The sequence below is a fragment of the Mangrovimonas sp. sgz306409 genome (genome assembly GCF_059735265.1).
The window spans coordinates 1-15488 of record NZ_JCAPEU010000016.1; the positions used below are offsets into that span (position 1 = coordinate 1).

Annotated in this window: 19 protein-coding genes; all 19 read left to right on the forward strand. The window is 30.6% G+C overall.

Features of this window, described 5'->3' with window-relative positions; translation table 11 throughout:
- Positions 1–157 precede the first annotated feature (157 nt).
- The 19 genes from AC6I5C_RS17250 to AC6I5C_RS17340 all read left to right on the forward strand — a co-directional run bounded on the left by AC6I5C_RS17250 (position 158) and on the right by AC6I5C_RS17340 (position 14089).
- Positions 158–694 carry a hypothetical protein gene (locus AC6I5C_RS17250; protein WP_497906246.1) on the forward strand — a complete coding sequence of 179 codons (537 nt, stop codon included), beginning with the start codon at positions 158–160 and terminating at the stop codon, positions 692–694.
- Between the two features lie 781 nt (positions 695–1475).
- Positions 1476–2003 carry a hypothetical protein gene (locus tag AC6I5C_RS17255; protein ID WP_497906247.1) on the forward strand — a complete coding sequence of 176 codons (528 nt, stop codon included), beginning with the start codon at positions 1476–1478 and terminating at the stop codon, positions 2001–2003.
- A 126-nt stretch (positions 2004–2129) separates the two neighbouring features.
- On the forward strand, positions 2130–2951 hold the full coding sequence (locus AC6I5C_RS17260) for a leucine-rich repeat domain-containing protein (protein ID WP_497906248.1): 822 nt from the start codon (positions 2130–2132) through the stop codon (positions 2949–2951).
- A gap of 359 nt (positions 2952–3310) precedes the next feature.
- The gene (locus AC6I5C_RS17265; RefSeq protein WP_497906249.1) at positions 3311–3592 is read left to right on the forward strand and encodes a hypothetical protein; all 282 of its coding nucleotides are present in this window, start codon (positions 3311–3313) and stop codon (positions 3590–3592) included.
- Between the two features lie 167 nt (positions 3593–3759).
- Positions 3760–4335, forward strand: coding sequence for a hypothetical protein (locus tag AC6I5C_RS17270; RefSeq protein ID WP_497906250.1), 576 nt, complete (start codon positions 3760–3762; stop codon positions 4333–4335).
- Between the two features lie 130 nt (positions 4336–4465).
- Entirely contained in the window at positions 4466–4969 is a 504-nt protein-coding gene (locus AC6I5C_RS17275; protein WP_497906251.1) for a hypothetical protein, read from the forward strand.
- 136 nt (positions 4970–5105) lie between these two features.
- Entirely contained in the window at positions 5106–5588 is a 483-nt protein-coding gene (locus AC6I5C_RS17280; RefSeq protein ID WP_497906252.1) for a hypothetical protein, read from the forward strand.
- A 149-nt stretch (positions 5589–5737) separates the two neighbouring features.
- Positions 5738–6337, forward strand: a complete 600-nt coding sequence (locus tag AC6I5C_RS17285; protein ID WP_497906253.1) for a hypothetical protein — start codon at positions 5738–5740, stop codon at positions 6335–6337.
- Between the two features lie 167 nt (positions 6338–6504).
- A complete protein-coding gene (locus AC6I5C_RS17290) occupies positions 6505–7323 on the forward strand; it encodes a DUF6090 family protein (RefSeq protein WP_497906254.1) in 819 nt (272 codons plus the stop codon).
- 233 nt (positions 7324–7556) lie between these two features.
- Positions 7557–8018: a DMP19 family protein gene (locus AC6I5C_RS17295; RefSeq protein ID WP_497906255.1), complete on the forward strand. Its 462-nt coding sequence runs from the start codon at positions 7557–7559 to the stop codon at positions 8016–8018.
- A gap of 163 nt (positions 8019–8181) precedes the next feature.
- On the forward strand, positions 8182–8643 hold the full coding sequence (locus AC6I5C_RS17300) for a hypothetical protein (protein WP_123812038.1): 462 nt from the start codon (positions 8182–8184) through the stop codon (positions 8641–8643).
- Between the two features lie 163 nt (positions 8644–8806).
- Positions 8807–9274 (forward strand): hypothetical protein, encoded by a 468-nt coding sequence (locus AC6I5C_RS17305; RefSeq protein WP_242133001.1) that lies wholly within the window; start codon positions 8807–8809, stop codon positions 9272–9274.
- 157 nt (positions 9275–9431) lie between these two features.
- Positions 9432–9692 carry a hypothetical protein gene (locus AC6I5C_RS17310; RefSeq protein WP_497906256.1) on the forward strand — a complete coding sequence of 87 codons (261 nt, stop codon included), beginning with the start codon at positions 9432–9434 and terminating at the stop codon, positions 9690–9692.
- An 11-nt stretch (positions 9693–9703) separates the two neighbouring features.
- Complete coding sequence (locus AC6I5C_RS17315; protein WP_497906257.1) at positions 9704–10084, forward strand: DUF2750 domain-containing protein; 381 nt, start codon at positions 9704–9706, stop codon at positions 10082–10084.
- A gap of 148 nt (positions 10085–10232) precedes the next feature.
- Entirely contained in the window at positions 10233–10598 is a 366-nt protein-coding gene (locus tag AC6I5C_RS17320) for a hypothetical protein (RefSeq protein ID WP_497906258.1), read from the forward strand.
- A gap of 378 nt (positions 10599–10976) precedes the next feature.
- Complete coding sequence (locus AC6I5C_RS17325) at positions 10977–11858, forward strand: hypothetical protein (RefSeq protein WP_497906259.1); 882 nt, start codon at positions 10977–10979, stop codon at positions 11856–11858.
- Between the two features lie 189 nt (positions 11859–12047).
- Complete coding sequence (locus AC6I5C_RS17330) at positions 12048–12623, forward strand: hypothetical protein (RefSeq protein ID WP_497906260.1); 576 nt, start codon at positions 12048–12050, stop codon at positions 12621–12623.
- A gap of 158 nt (positions 12624–12781) precedes the next feature.
- A complete protein-coding gene (locus AC6I5C_RS17335) occupies positions 12782–13504 on the forward strand; it encodes a hypothetical protein (RefSeq protein ID WP_497906261.1) in 723 nt (240 codons plus the stop codon).
- A 144-nt stretch (positions 13505–13648) separates the two neighbouring features.
- The gene (locus AC6I5C_RS17340) at positions 13649–14089 is read left to right on the forward strand and encodes a hypothetical protein (RefSeq protein ID WP_497906262.1); all 441 of its coding nucleotides are present in this window, start codon (positions 13649–13651) and stop codon (positions 14087–14089) included.
- Positions 14090–15488 lie beyond the last annotated feature (1399 nt).

Here is a 15488-nt window from a genome sequence, read left to right on the forward strand (position 1 = left end):
AATTACGGCGGATTCGACTACGTCCGAATCCACGCGGAATTGCTAACGACAGTGTTAAACCGTATAATAAAGTAACCTAAACCGATAACTGACGGTTATACGAACCGTTGTAAGCAATTTAATGAAAAGCGAGATATACTTATTAATATTGATTTTAATGATTATCCAATCGTGTAAATCGGATTACAGGAACGAAACTTTAGACAATCAAAAAACAAGTGAATTAATTAGTCAATTATTACTTAACGGAAATTTAAATAGGACTAATTGCATTCTTGAAAAACCACTATGGAAACTAAAAGAATCCCAAGTTAATTTTGCTACCTTCATCAAAGAAAATTTAAAAATAAAAGACTCTTCTTTTGTCAGTTTTCAGATTGAACTATCCGATAAATTTGTTTTCACCAAAGAGCTGAACTCTGAAAAAAAAATTATTACAAAAGATGATTTCAATGACTTCGATAAAACATTTGAAATTGACAATTTTAAATACTTAGATTGGCTAAAAGAAAACCATTGTGACTATGGATTTATTTCAATATCAAAACCAGTCTTCAATGAAAATTATAATTTGGCAATTGTCCATATAGAGCAAATTTGTGGTCCTTTATGTGGATTTAAAAGAACTATCATGTATGAATTTAAAAATCAAAAGTGGATTGCAAATACAGTACTACAAGAAAGCCTATACTAGAAAAAACTGCTTACAACACAGTGTATAATTCATTGCTTCCGATTTTCCTCACGGAAAATCCTCGCAAGTTTGCTATCTTAGTTTCTTAACTCGAAAATCCTGCGGATTTTCACGCAACGAAACTATACACAAACCGTTGTAGTGCATTTAAGAACTGACAAAATGAATAAAAGTCAACTACATTTACTAACCATTTCTATCTTAATTTCGAGTTTTACTTTTGGACAATCAGATAAATTGGAAAAGCTAACTGTTGGCTTCATGTGCGGGGTATCAGCAGGCACTACTCCTCTCGTTAATAAAATGACTGACTTAGTAAAAGAAAAAAAATACTCTGAGATTTCTTAATTATTAAATTCTAAAAATAGCGGAGAAATATTCTTAGCTATTTTAATATTAGAACGACTGGGGCAAAAAAACTTTTATACACTAAAAGAGAAAGAAATAGACAAAATAGCTTTTTGGAAAGCTTCACCTGTTCCAGTTTATAATTGCTTAGGTTGTTCTTCAGATGTAAATTCTATGAGGGAACTTTTTGAAAATAAAAATTCACTTGAAGAAATTACTTGGCTGAATAGAATACTTCCCATTGAATAAGAATTCTATGAATTAAAAACACACTACAACACAATGTATAATTCATTGCTTCTGATTTTCCTCGCGGAAAATCCTCGCAATTTTGCTAACTTAGTTTCTTAACAGGAAAATCCTAGCGGATTTTCACGCAACGAAACTATACACAAACCGTTGTGCAACATTAACCAATCTCACCTCTAAACCTATGTTTTCACCAACTATTAGATTAATTCTTGTCGTAAGTTGTTTAGGATTTGCATTTATGTTCTATACAAACAAAGATTTTGAAAATATGGGATTGGTATTGCTAGCAGCAGGACTTTTTATCTATGGGTATTTCAAATACGGAACGGTATACACCGCTTTCGAGCACCTCAAAGACGAAAATTATGAAAAAGCTGAGGAATTAATTTCTAAAATTAAAAATCCTAACCATTTAACCAAGCAAAACAAAAGTTACTATCATTTTACAAATGGTATAATTGCTATACAAAAAAAGCAATTTGAATTAGGTCGTTCAGAATTAATAAAAGCCTTAGATCTTGGACCTAGAACAAAGAATAATGAATCTATAATATTGCTCAATTTAGCGTATGCTGAATTTGAACTAAGAGAATTTCACAAAGCAGAAAAGTTGCTTAACAAATTAAAGGAGTTAAAATTAAAACCATTAGTAAAGTTAGAGGCTGATAAATTGAGAGAAAAAATAAACGTTGCACAACACCGTGTATAATTCATTGCTTCCGATTTTCCTCTCGGAAAATCCTCGCAACTTTATTATCTTAGTTTCTTAACCCGAAAATCCTGCGGATTTTCACGCAACGAAACTATACACAAACCGTTGTGTGTAATTAGAAAAATGAACGATATCACAATAGACAGATTTGAGAATAAACCAGAATTTGTTTCTGATTTAGCAAATTTTGACAAATCCAAAACGGAATTACATATTCGTGCGGATGTAAAAAATCGAAAAATCTTAAATGAACTGAGTATTGAAAAACTTTGGCTAATTGGAGCAAAAGAAAAAGATATTGAACAGATTTTTTCTCTTCATCAACCTAAATATGTTAGTCTTTATCAATTCCTAGCAAAGGATTTAAGTTGTTTAGAACAGCTAAATAAATGCGAAACTCTAATTACTGAATGGAATACAAAAGCTACTGAACTTTGGAATATTCAATATAATCCAAACTTAAAAAAATTAGCAATAAGAGATTATTCGAAAATTTCGGACTTATCTGCATTGGAGAAAGCGACCCAAATCAAAAGTCTGTCTTTAGATGGTGGAATAGATAAAAAATTAAAAATTGACCGCTTAAGTCCACTTTCAAAACTAAAACAATTGGAATTTTTAAGACTTACTAACATACAAGTTGCAGATGAATCTCTCGAACCAATTTCACTTCTAACAAGTTTAAAAACACTTGAACTTTCAAATCAATTTCCGACAAAGGAATACGCAAACCTTTCAATTAAATTGATCAATACTGAATGTTCAATGTTTCGACCTTATCTCGAAGTTCAAATAAAAGACGAAAATGGAAATTTAGTCTATGATAGAATGATAATTGGAAAAAGAAAGCCATTTCTGTTATCGACAAAAGACCAAGCTCAAATAAAAAAATATGAAAAGGAATTTGAAAAACTAAAAAATAACTACGCACAACACCGTGTATAATTCATTGCTTCCGATTTTCCTCACGGAAAATCCTCGCAACTTTATTATCTTAGTTTCTTAACACGAAAATCCTGCGGATTTTCACGCAACGAAACTATACACAAACCGTTGCCATTCATTATAATGCTCCCTCAATACTAAAAATTGATTAATGAGATATTTAAAAATTACATTTATTAGGATTATAATAAGTTTCTTTTTAGCCAACATGATGATTTCACTTGTAATTATTAACACTAGTCTTGAATCATCTCATGTTATCTTTAAAATAATCTTAATGGGACTTATTTACTACGGACTAACACTTTATGTAAATAATCGAAAATAAACCAAACTGATTTTCTCTGTAATTAAAAAAAATGAAAAAATTAGAACAATACTTTAATGATGAAGAATCTTGGAAAAGATATTCAAGTCATTTTTTGCTTTATTGGAACAATTCTGACTTCGAAACAAAATTATTGGGGTATTTGGAAAACCGACTTGACTTTGCTCAGGTAATCCATTATCATTTAGGACAAAATAGTATTGGTTGGATTTATTCAAAAGTTCCTGACCTTGATGAATTGACTCCAATAGAATGCTTGCAAGATGAAGTACTAATCAAAAGACTAAAAGTTTTATTAATGAGGTTTCCTTGATAAAAAAAACGAAATGGCAACACCGTGTATAATTCATTGCTTCTGATTTTCCTCTCGGAAAATCCTCGCAACTTTGCTATCTTAGTTTCTTAGCACGAAAATCCTGCGGATTTTCACGCAACGAAACTATACACAAACCGTTGGCGTGCATTTGAAAACTGATAAATTTGAGATACGATAAAATTGACATACCAAAATCAAAACAAAAGGGAAGGGTAATAAGAAATACTGGGCTGATTGAGCCCATTTTTGATTATTTCACTTATACCATTTCAATTGGAATATTTCCTTTCATTTCAGGTATTTTCTTCTTCGACCAACTAGAAAAAGAAGAATCTTTGTTTGGAGCTTCAATTCTATTTGGCCTTTCTCTAATTCTTTCTGGACTATTACTCTACTCAATAATTAATATCGATAGACTAAAACGTATAAACGGTATTTTAAAAGACAATAACCAACAAGTAATAAAAAACTTAACAGAAAAACTTGGTTGGACTTTACAAATTCACAATCAAAAAGTATCAATTTTATCACCTCCTGGTAATTGGTTCTCAATAAATTGGACAAAACAAATAGTAGTTATTTACGACCGACAAGACATTTTGATTAACTCAACAAGTTACGGCGGACTTAACGAAATGAAATCTCCCTTGGATTGGTTCGGAAATAGAAAACTAGAAAAGGTTTTAAAAAACTATTTTGAGCATGAAATAAAAAAAACGACACGCCAACACAGTGTATAATTCATTGCTTCTGATTTTCCTCACGGAAAATCCTCGCAACTTTGCTATCTTAGTTTCTTAACACGAAAATCCTGCGGATTTTCACGCAACGAAACTATACACAAACCGTTAGCAACAAGATGAACAAAAAATGAACACAGAGTGGAGCAAAATATCTGAATTGATTAAAAGCAATAATTCCGAATTAACTCACGACGGAAAATCAAAACTTGCGATTGAATCATTTTTAGGGAAATCTTGGATAGAAAACACTGTTGATTATATAATTGAGCTTAAGCAAGAATGGAATTTAGCAGTAAACTGTTTGCGGATTTTAGAATCTGAATACGCAACTGACTATGCCTATAAAATTTACAAAAATTCGACCGACAAAGATGACCGCCGAATTGCAGTTCTTATCATTAAAGATATTGTACACCCAAAATCGATTGACTGGGTTACGGAATTTTTGAATGATGAAAATGTTGCGGATTTTGGACTTGGTGTTCTTGACCAACTCCTTTGGACAGAAAAAATTGAACCGAATGAACTGACCGAATCACTTTTAAACTTAGCGACAGAAAAATGGGACGGAGGACTGACAGAAAAAGTAGAATTTATTAGAGAATATTTAAATAAAAAATCCAGTTGCTAACACCGTGTATAATTCATTGCTTCTGATTTTCCTCTCGGAAAATCCTCGCAATTTTGCTAACTTAGTTTCTTAACTCTGAAAATCCTGCGGATTTTCACGCAACGAAACTATACACAAACCGTTGGCAACTATTAAAATGGACAAATCAATTCTGACAATATTAACTCTACTATTATTCCTCAATGTCAGTGGGCAAACCTTTTCTAAAAAGGACTTTATAAAGACTGATTGGTTCACTGGGAATATTGACAGCGTATTTTTTAAATCTGACACAATTCGACTAATTCAACATACGAATTATGGACCTGAATGGGCAAAGGACGAATACGCTGAATATGAAATGAAATACTTTGACCATGGAGACTATCTCAATTTCGGTTTTAAGAGGTTGGGTCGTTTCGAATATTGGGAGACTTATAACAATTACATGAACTCTGTTCCAATCGCAGACTTTACTTGGAAATTTGATAAGAAAGAACAAATCCTTATGGTTTTCAAAGAAAAAGAATTGCAATTCAAGCTGAAGCCTCTTTCAAAAAGAAAAATAAAGATTGAATCAAGGTTTGCGGGACAAGAGGAACTAACAACAAACGAATTGACCTTAATAAAAATAAAATAACAGTTGCCAACACCGTGTATAATTCATTGCTTCTGATTTTCCTCACGGAAAATCCTCGCAACTTTACTATCTTAGTTTCTTAACACGAAAATCCTACGGATTTTCACGCAACGAAACTATACACAAACCGTTGGCAAAAATTATAGGAAATGAATAAAAGCATTAAAACAACACTACCATTACTTATTTTCATTTTATTTTCATGCTCTGAAGATAATTCAAACAATGATGAACAAAATGAATGCCTTAACTCTCAATCTGAAATAGAAAATTTATTTATTGGTTTAGAAAACAATCAAAATTTTCAAATTACTACAACTATGGATGCGGCAACTCATAGTTATAAATTTTCATCAAATTCTGAAGGTCAAATTTGTAGCATTGGATATCAAGGAGTTACTGATGGAAATATTTATGAAATTCAAATTTCGAATAGTAATTCAGATATCCTTTTTAGTGAAAATTTAACATTTTCAACAAACTATCAAGAATATATTGAAATAAACCCTGTAGAAATTAATAGTAACGAAATATATACTATCAAAAGAAAAAAAATCAGCATTAATGTTTCTGATAATATTCTTGGTAAAATATTAAAGGCACCTTTTTCTGATGATACGACTTCTTATCCGATTAGTTCGGAAAATTTCACAATACACAATTCCCTCTTTTATGATGGAGATGATGAAGCCAATGCAGTTAATTTAGGTAGTGTATGGATTCCTTATTTAACTTTTAGATTTAATTGAAAAATAACTTTTGCCAACACCGTGTATAATTCATTGCTTCTGATTTTCCTCTCGGAAAATCCTCGCAACTTTGCTATCTTAGTTTCTTAACCTGAAAATCCTGCGGATTTCCACGCAACGAAACTATACACAAACCGTTGTGCTTCATAATAACCAACCATTAACCAATGATTAAATTCTTTAGAAAAATTAGACAAAACAGCATAAAAGAAAATAAAACTATTAATTACCTAAAATATGCTTTTGGAGAAACAATTCTGGTAGTTCTTGGGATATTGATTGCTCTTCAGGTTAATGAGTGGAACAATGAACGCAATAGGAAAAATATAGAGTCCACCATTCTTAAACAGCTTGAAACCGATTTAAAAACATCAGAAACGGAACTTGAAAAAATTAGTGCCTTTTATCTGGATAGGGCCCGTGCCAGTGCTTTAGTAGAAAGAGCATTCTGGAAAGAAGAGATTCCGATTGATACTATTGAAAAGTCAATACGCATCCCTATGAGCAGTAGAATTTATAGTCCAGTTCTTGGCACTTTAAGGTCACTTATCAATTCAGGAAATATGGATATTATAAGCTCAGACAGTATTAAAAATGAGCTGACCTCTTATTTGGAAAAGGTAGACTATTTGCTAAAAGACATTAGTCGGTACGAGGAAACCTATTACCGTAAAGGGGTAGAAAAAGTGAATCAAAATTTCCCCAATACTTTTACTTCACTAGAAGAACATAAAAATTATTATAGTGAGAATTTAGAGAAAGTAACCCAACGCAAAAATTATGAACTTGGCTTATACCTAATTCCACCTGATTTGGATAAAGTCCCTTTTCAATCCAATTTGGAAGAATTCTTTAATAACAAGGAACTTTTTATTGCATACAAAAGCTTATACATTGCCCATAGAAACGTTTATTATAGGTATAGTGATATTTTAGATTTAACCAGTGGACTTCTTGTCAAGATAGAAAAGGAAATAAAACCTTAGATCGATCGGTATCACATCCAATTAAAATAACGAAAGCACAACACCATGTATAATTCATTGCTTCCGATTTTCCTCGCGGAAAATCCTCGCAACTTTACTATCTTAGTTTCTTAACCTGAAAATCCCCCGGATTTTCACGCAACGAAACTATACACCAACCGTTGTAAGTAATTTTGAGAAGGAAAATCCACATAATATTTATTCTAACAATTTTCACTAATTGCAATCAAAATATGAGTAAAATTGAGAAAGCACTAAATCTGACCGATGACACTGAAAAAATCATTGCTATTGGAGACTTAATTGTAAATAAAATTGATGAAAATGATTCATTAAATAACTTAACAGAATCAGAAAAAACTTTTCTATATGTGGACATATTAGAAAGTGAAGTAAATAATGGCGGATTTGACCAATTCTTCTTTAACTCCTCTGGACAGTACGCTCACGAAATACTTGACGCCTATCAAAAAATCGGAGCATACAAAACTGCTGACATAATTAATCGAGCGATAAAATTATTTCCGACTTTACCAGTTCCTAAAAACTGGGAATTAAGACAAGAGATTTTACTAGAAAATGATTCTAATTCGGAATTATGGGATGAACTAGATACTGAATTCTATAGATACGAGGATAATATTGCTGAACTAATAATTGATTTCGTAAAAAAAAATAAAACGGATTTTGAATAGAAAACTACTTACAACACCGTGTATAATTCATTGCTTCCGATTTTCCTCTCGGAAAATCCTCGCAACTTTGCTACCTTAGTTTCTTAACCCGAAAATCCTCCGGATTTTCACGCAACGAAGCTATACACAAACCGTTGTACACAAGCTATAAAAACACCTGAAATTGAAAAAAAACCTTTTACTTCTTTTCATTGTTATCATCTCAAGTAATCTATTCGGGCAAGAAAAAATATTTGGATATTACTCAAGCAATGTTGCTAGTTTAGGTTTCTTCGTTACTAAGATTCAACTGAATGAAAACTATACTTTTGAATATGAATTTAGCGGAGATTTAATTCATGAATCTGGAAAAGGAAAATTTAAAATAATTGATAAAAATGTAATATTACTCACATTTGACATTGAGCAAGAGGACGAAAAAAATGTTGAGGAATTACTATCTTCTGGAAATCCCCAAATTGAAAACAAAAAGTATAAATATAAAAACGGAAAATTGTTTTCCTTTCATTCAGACGGTCATGTTGTAAAACGAGGAAAGGCAATAAGCCGACATAAAAAATATTTATTTTGGGGAGAAAGATATATGACAAAACGGAGAATTTATCTAAAAAAACAAAACGATTAAAAAAGCCAGTTTACAACACAGTGTATAATTCATTGCTTCCGATTTTCCTCACGGAAAATCCTCGCAACTTTACTATCTTAGTTTCTTAACACGAAAATCCTAGCGGATTTTCACGCAACGAAACTATACACAAACCGTTGTAAGCTATTTCACAGAAACTAAAATGAAATATAAAATAAAAGGTGATTTTAATAGTGGACTTAAAGTATATTCGGAAAGTAGTCTGATAATGTTTTCTGAAGTTACACGTAGATGGTTTTCGCCTGATCTCACAAAAGTCTATACAAAAAACAACGACCTACTTATTACAATAAAACAAAAAGGATTCTTTAGTTCTTCTTATCAAATTCAATTTCAAAATTCTGAATTGATTGATCAAATTAATTCAATAAATAATTCGACTTTGTCATTTTCTGATGATAAAAGAATCGAATTTAAAAGTAAGTGGTCATCATTGTTAATGGATCCTTATTTTAGAATATTCTACAACAATTATGAAATCGGAATAGTAAAACTTAAAAGAATAGCCATCAATCTTGACTTTACATTAATAATAAAAGAAAACTTTGAACACCTGACTTATTTATTCATTTTTTTTCTCATTACACAATCGAACAAAGATTATGACTAATCAAAAAACAGCTTACAACACCATGTATAATTCATTGCTTCCGATTTTCCTCACGGAAAATCCTCGCAACTTTGCTATCTTAGTTTCTTAACTCTGAAAATCCTGCGGATTTTCACGCAACGAAACTATACACAAACCGTTGTAAAACATTAAGAAAATGACTGCTTTTCATTACAAAGCTTTTAAACTGACCGAAGATGAGTTTTCTGTAAAATATAATTTGAACACAGATTTTTTTCTTGACCCAAATGATTTTATTGAAGTCATAATTAGAAAAAAGGACTTAAAAGTCTTGAATTATGATGATATTAAAGACTTGCCAAATTTTCAAGTTTCTGAGAAACCTTTGAATTGGTTAAGAGCAAAATGTACAAATGACAGAATTATTTTTATAGAAAAGCTAAGATATTTAGCATAGAATTAATTGGAATGAACCAACAGAAAATAGATAACATTTTTGCTCTTGACTCAAAAGAGAGATATGGATACCTATTGCGCAAAGTAGCCGATTTTGAGACAATCTATTTGATTGCAGATAATGAAGGTAAATATGTTATGATAGGGTCAAATGACTTAAGCGTGATTCCTGTTTGGCCAGAACAAGAGTTTGCGGAATTATTTTTAACTGACAATTGGAAAAATTACAATGTTGTTGAATATGATATTCACTACTTTATTGATTGGCTCACTGAATTAGAAAAAGATAACGTTGGATTTGCTGGATTTCCTAATTCGGACTTTAATACTGTTCATGTTTCGGCTATTGACATGAAAAATCATTTGTTATTTGAATTAAGCCAATATGAATAAAAAACGTTTTACAACACCGTGTATAATTCATTGCTTCCGATTTTCCTCACGGAAAATCCTCGCAACTTTACTATCTTAGTTTCTTAACCCGAAAATCCTGCGGATTTTCACGCAACGAAACTATACACAAACCGTTGTAAAACATTTGATGAAAAAAATTCTAGAGAAATTAAATCTATATAAATCAATCACTCTTAATTCAGATTTAAACTTAGAAGAATTAATAGTTAGATTAGAAAAACTAATTGACTCCAATGACAATTATCTCTTTGATGAATTAAAAAAATCAGACAAAAAATATGTGGGAATTATAAATGAAAAAAGATTTAAGATTCGAGTTAAGAGAAAATTTATGAATTTCAATATTCAGTACTCAAATGCTGTAGGTGAATTTTATTCTAACAAAGATAAAACACAGATTAAAATCGAAATTTATGGAATTGATTATTTGATTGGAATAGGTCTTTTTATAATTTTTCCCGTTTTCACTTTTTACTTCTTTTCTATCAAATAATTAAGAACGAAGCTTATCCTGCTTTTTTTATTTTTATTCCATTTTTCATTTTTATAATCTGGCATGCTAAAAATCAAATCAGGAATAATTTTGAACTGTTTTCAAAGAATCTAATAATGAACATAAACAATTTATAAAAACGTTTTACAACACCGTGTATAATTCATTGCTTCCGATTTTCCTCACGGAAAATCCTCGCAACTTTATTATCTTAGTTTCTTAACCCGAAAATCCTGCGGATTTTCAAGCAACGAAACTATACACAAACCGTTGGCAAACATTTCACAAAGAAGTCTTGGATTTTGAATTAAAAAATGTAGCTTAGTACTATTATCAACCAAAACGCTTTGATGGGTTAAGCCCTTGAATGCACGACTTATGAGAAATTCCATATTAATTTTAATATTATGCATTACATATTTGAACACATCTTGTTCATACGATTCTAATCAAGATGATGATAGTATCAATTACACCTATAAAGTTTCTAGAGAATACGTTAATGACACATATTATATGGAATATTCGTATAATGAAAATAATCTATTGACTCGGCTTTTAAATTATGATTATGACAATAGAGTCTCTTATCAAACAGATTTTCTCTATGACCTAAATAACAATGTAATTGAAACTAAAACATATGCACCAAATTCAAATGACACATATACTAATACATATACTTACGATGATAATAAACTTAAAAAAGCATATTATTCACAAAATTTTATCACCCCTAATCAGATTGTAACAAAAACATTTACATATAATGACAATATTATTACTGTAAGCGAAAGCATAGATAATATCGTATCACCTCAGGAAGAAGTAACTTTTGAATTAAATAATGTTGGATTAGTTATTAGACTTAATAGATACTATTATTATTCGATATTGAATTACGATTCGAATAATAATCTTACGGAAATAAATACTTACAATAGTTTTGATAATGAATTAATAAATAGTCAAATTTATTTATTCGACAATAATCCAAATCCATTTTATGGTCAGTTGAAATCAATTTATTTAGTTAAACTTTTAGATAAATTTAGTAGTCCTAGTTTAGGTCCATATTTAAGAGGTGAATACGGAGGTTTTGTATTTCCTTTTCAAAACAACAATGTAACTAATACGTTTCAGAATGGGAACTTAGTTGACAATTATAGTTATTCTTATAATGAGGATGATTTCCCAATAAAATCAACCGAAACTGAAAATGGACATAGAGACTCTGTATTTTACATTGAGTATGAATAAAAACGATTTGCCAACACCGTATAAAAATAATGCTTAGTTGAGTGCTTAATCAAAAGTTAGTGCGTATTTGGTCACTATGCTTTTCCTGCGGAAAATCCTCGGACACAAAACCGCACTATTCTTATACGAACCGTTGTAAACAATTAACACAACCAATTGGAGATATCTGTATCTACCAATAAACATCCTATGAAAAAACTAATTTTTCTCAAAGTTTTTATCGCTATTCAAATTTTAGTATCATCTTGTGAATATGATTGCGATGGATTTCCAGAAGACTACGATAAATATGTTACTTTCGAACTAAACGATGAATTAAGATATTCAAATGGAATAGATACAATAAGTTATAATGTTATTGATTACCATAGAACAACGCCAAATTCGTTTAAGGGATTTACAATGGACTACGATTGCAATTATGAAAAGCATTACCAAACAGACGTTCAAAATGGATATTACATTAGAGAAAGCTATAATAATTTTTTTAGCCTTAGTGATGATGACATTGAAATCTCATTTACTGAAAATGATAAGTTTGGTTTGAGTATTTATAATTTATCAAGTGCAAACTACAATTATTCCAATGTTGAATTTCATCAAAATCTGAACATAAATGGTTCTGAATACAATGAAGTATTTTTCATTTTAAAAGACACTATCAACAATAACCCCAAAATCGGATATATATTAAAAGCTAACCCAGGCGGTATTATTGAATATTATGATTTTGAAACAAAACATAAGTGGAATTTATTAGAATAAAAACTGATTACAACACAGTGTATAATTCATTGCTTCCGATTTTCCTCGCGGAAAATCCTCGCAACTTTGCTATCTTAGTTTCTTAACCCGAAAATCCTGCGGATTTTCACGCAACGAAACTATACACAAACCGTTAGCTGTAATTAAAAACAAATTTTGTGGTAAAAAAGAAAGGCATCGAAAAATTAATTGTTCAGAATAAGAAAAGTACTCTTAAGAATCATTGGAACGATGCGTTTTTTTACAACACAACTAAATACAGCGGAGAAATAAAATCGAATGAACTTCTCATTTGGAGATCAGCACATTTTTTAAGAGGAGCTTATCCTGTTTTCCATCTAACTTTTGACCAAAATGGAGAATTAAACGGAATAAAAACGGAAAAGAATCCTTACCACAAACTTCTGAATAAAATATCAATCGGATTTTTAATTGTACTTGCTTTGGTTTTGTTATTAACCACTGAATTTAAGACTGCCATTATTGGAATAATCGGAATTTCTTTTATTGGAACTTTATTGCATTTAGTAATGTCAAAAGCAAAAAAATACGAGATAAAAATTTTGACTAACGAACTGAAAGAAGCAATAGAAAATATAGAAAGAAAAAATAATCCCGAACTCATAAACAAAGCGAAAACAGAATTAAAGAAAGAAAAGGTCAAAGAATGGACTTTTACAAATATTTTGACAAGGCTTATCCTCTATCCATTCTGTTTATTTCTCCTTTATTTATGTGTTCAAATGATTTTAAATCCTGACCCAAATAACATAAGACAAAGACCATTAAGCATTATGGGTATCTTAATTGTTGGAGGGTATTTATTGGCTGACATAACAATTATTGTAAAAAATTTTATGAAAAATAAAAACTACAGCTAACAAAGTGTATAATTCATTGCTTCTGATTTTCCTCACGGAAAATCCTCGCAACTTTACTATCTTAGTTTCTTAACCCGAAAATCCTAGCGGATTTTCACGCAACGAAACTATACATAAACCGTTGTAAAACATTTAAAGAAACTAATGAGAAAAAAAATCACCTTATTGCTATTGATTATAACATCAGTAACATCTATAACTGAATTGAAAGCACAATCTTCTGAAAAAGAAATTACAACTGAATTTTTTAGAGTATTCGAAAACGAACCTATGAAAGCAATGGATTACGCTTTTTCGACTAATAAATGGATGGAGAGAAACATAGACGGAATAGAAAGTTTGAAAACAAAATTTAAAGATATACTTCCTTTGATTGGCGATTATTATGGTTATGAAATGATAACAGAAAAAAGTGTCGGCAATAATTTGAAATTAATAAGTTATATGCTCAAATATGACCGCCAACCTGTACGCTTTACTTTTGTTTTGTATAAACCGAATGACAAATGGCAAGTTCAAAATCTCAATTGGGATGTTGACATAGATGAAGAATTAGAAGAGTCTGCAAAATTGAATCAGAATTAGATAAAAAAAACGTTTTACAACAACGTGTATAATTCATTGCTTCCGATTTTCCTGAAATAGGTTGGCTAAAAATTAAAGCTTTTAGTACTAATCCTACTGAAAGAAAAGACAACCTTTTCAGAAATGCCATTAATTACCTTAACATCTACTTAATTTTATAAAAACCAAATTTGTCTTACAAAAACCTGTACTCAAACAATAACATCAATAACCGTTATTGAAACTACAGATACCCAAAACACCTTAAAATAGCCTTTTTTTTTGACCACAAATGAGGTCAAATCAATAGTTCAAAAACAAAAACTAAATTTGTAAGACAATCGTCTTACATTTGTCTTACAAATTGTATTACAAAATTCATCGGGTCTTTTTCTCTAGAGAAGGTGAAGAATTTGAAAATTATGCCAAATGTCAATATTGGTCAAAACGCATTGCTTTTCTATCCGCTTTTGCGGATTTCTGATCAATAAGGAGGCCACAGATTCCTACTCCAAAAAATTCTACGATTTTTTCTCGCAACGGAATCTTAAACGGAACGAAATAGCACCGTTTCAAATTGACTTGTATGCCAATGCTTACCACTTCCAATAAATTAGAAATTCAACGGAAACCCTGTTTCCTTATTCATGAACTATGATTTGAGATTCAGGTGCCTCACATTGGTAGGTTTCTCAAATCATAGTTTTTCTAATTTATTTCCCATACTCCCCCCTTGGCATCCCTGATGGATATAAAACGCCAAAGGATCTAACAAAAATAACATTGGAATTGCCCCGATAACCATTTTTGTATCACAGGCAAACAAAGCCACCACAACAGCTCAATTCGCTATTAAAACCCAACTAAATCAACACTTTTTGATGATTAACCGATTTTTTTTGTGGCAAAATTATTTTTGTGATATTTTTTTATCACATTATTATCACGCCTTTTAACACATAAAACCCCATTGAATTTGTAGCCACAATATTTCTTACACATCGAACTTTGCCCTCTCCCTTACCTATTTACCGTAGCGAAACTTTAGCTCATTCCTCGAATTGAAATAGAATTCAAATTCCTTGATTCCATTTTCTATCTGTAACAATATGCCAATATCCAATAGAACTTTATCAAAACTATTTTGAACAAGTTTTCTTTAAAAAAAATCATCTCTAATTACATCCCTAAATCCCGAATTTCCAATTTTAAAACCCTTCAAAAATCTAATTGGATTTTTAATTTTTATCACTTCCATATTTTGAATACTTTTGACTATATTCGAATAAATATTGTTTTTAACCCAAAGTCAAAATCTGCATACGGTTTTGCATACGATTTCATAAAATTGTAGCTCTGAAAGCCCTGTAAATCTGTTTTTGAAACAATTTCCTTGGAGTTCATAACCCAGAGGTCCCGA

Coding starts and splice junctions, on each gene's coding strand:
- AC6I5C_RS17250 (WP_497906246.1), top strand. CDS start 158: ATGATTATCCAATCGTGTAAATCGGATTACAGGAACGAAACTTTAGAC.
- AC6I5C_RS17255 (WP_497906247.1), top strand. CDS start 1,476: ATGTTTTCACCAACTATTAGATTAATTCTTGTCGTAAGTTGTTTAGGA.
- AC6I5C_RS17260 (WP_497906248.1), top strand. CDS start 2,130: ATGAACGATATCACAATAGACAGATTTGAGAATAAACCAGAATTTGTT.
- AC6I5C_RS17265 (WP_497906249.1), top strand. CDS start 3,311: ATGAAAAAATTAGAACAATACTTTAATGATGAAGAATCTTGGAAAAGA.
- AC6I5C_RS17275 (WP_497906251.1), top strand. CDS start 4,466: ATGAACACAGAGTGGAGCAAAATATCTGAATTGATTAAAAGCAATAAT.
- AC6I5C_RS17280 (WP_497906252.1), top strand. CDS start 5,106: ATGGACAAATCAATTCTGACAATATTAACTCTACTATTATTCCTCAAT.
- AC6I5C_RS17285 (WP_497906253.1), top strand. CDS start 5,738: ATGAATAAAAGCATTAAAACAACACTACCATTACTTATTTTCATTTTA.
- AC6I5C_RS17290 (WP_497906254.1), top strand. CDS start 6,505: ATGATTAAATTCTTTAGAAAAATTAGACAAAACAGCATAAAAGAAAAT.
- AC6I5C_RS17295 (WP_497906255.1), top strand. CDS start 7,557: ATGAGTAAAATTGAGAAAGCACTAAATCTGACCGATGACACTGAAAAA.
- AC6I5C_RS17305 (WP_242133001.1), top strand. CDS start 8,807: ATGAAATATAAAATAAAAGGTGATTTTAATAGTGGACTTAAAGTATAT.
- AC6I5C_RS17310 (WP_497906256.1), top strand. CDS start 9,432: ATGACTGCTTTTCATTACAAAGCTTTTAAACTGACCGAAGATGAGTTT.
- AC6I5C_RS17315 (WP_497906257.1), top strand. CDS start 9,704: ATGAACCAACAGAAAATAGATAACATTTTTGCTCTTGACTCAAAAGAG.
- AC6I5C_RS17320 (WP_497906258.1), top strand. CDS start 10,233: ATGAAAAAAATTCTAGAGAAATTAAATCTATATAAATCAATCACTCTT.
- AC6I5C_RS17325 (WP_497906259.1), top strand. CDS start 10,977: ATGAGAAATTCCATATTAATTTTAATATTATGCATTACATATTTGAAC.
- AC6I5C_RS17330 (WP_497906260.1), top strand. CDS start 12,048: ATGAAAAAACTAATTTTTCTCAAAGTTTTTATCGCTATTCAAATTTTA.
- AC6I5C_RS17340 (WP_497906262.1), top strand. CDS start 13,649: ATGAGAAAAAAAATCACCTTATTGCTATTGATTATAACATCAGTAACA.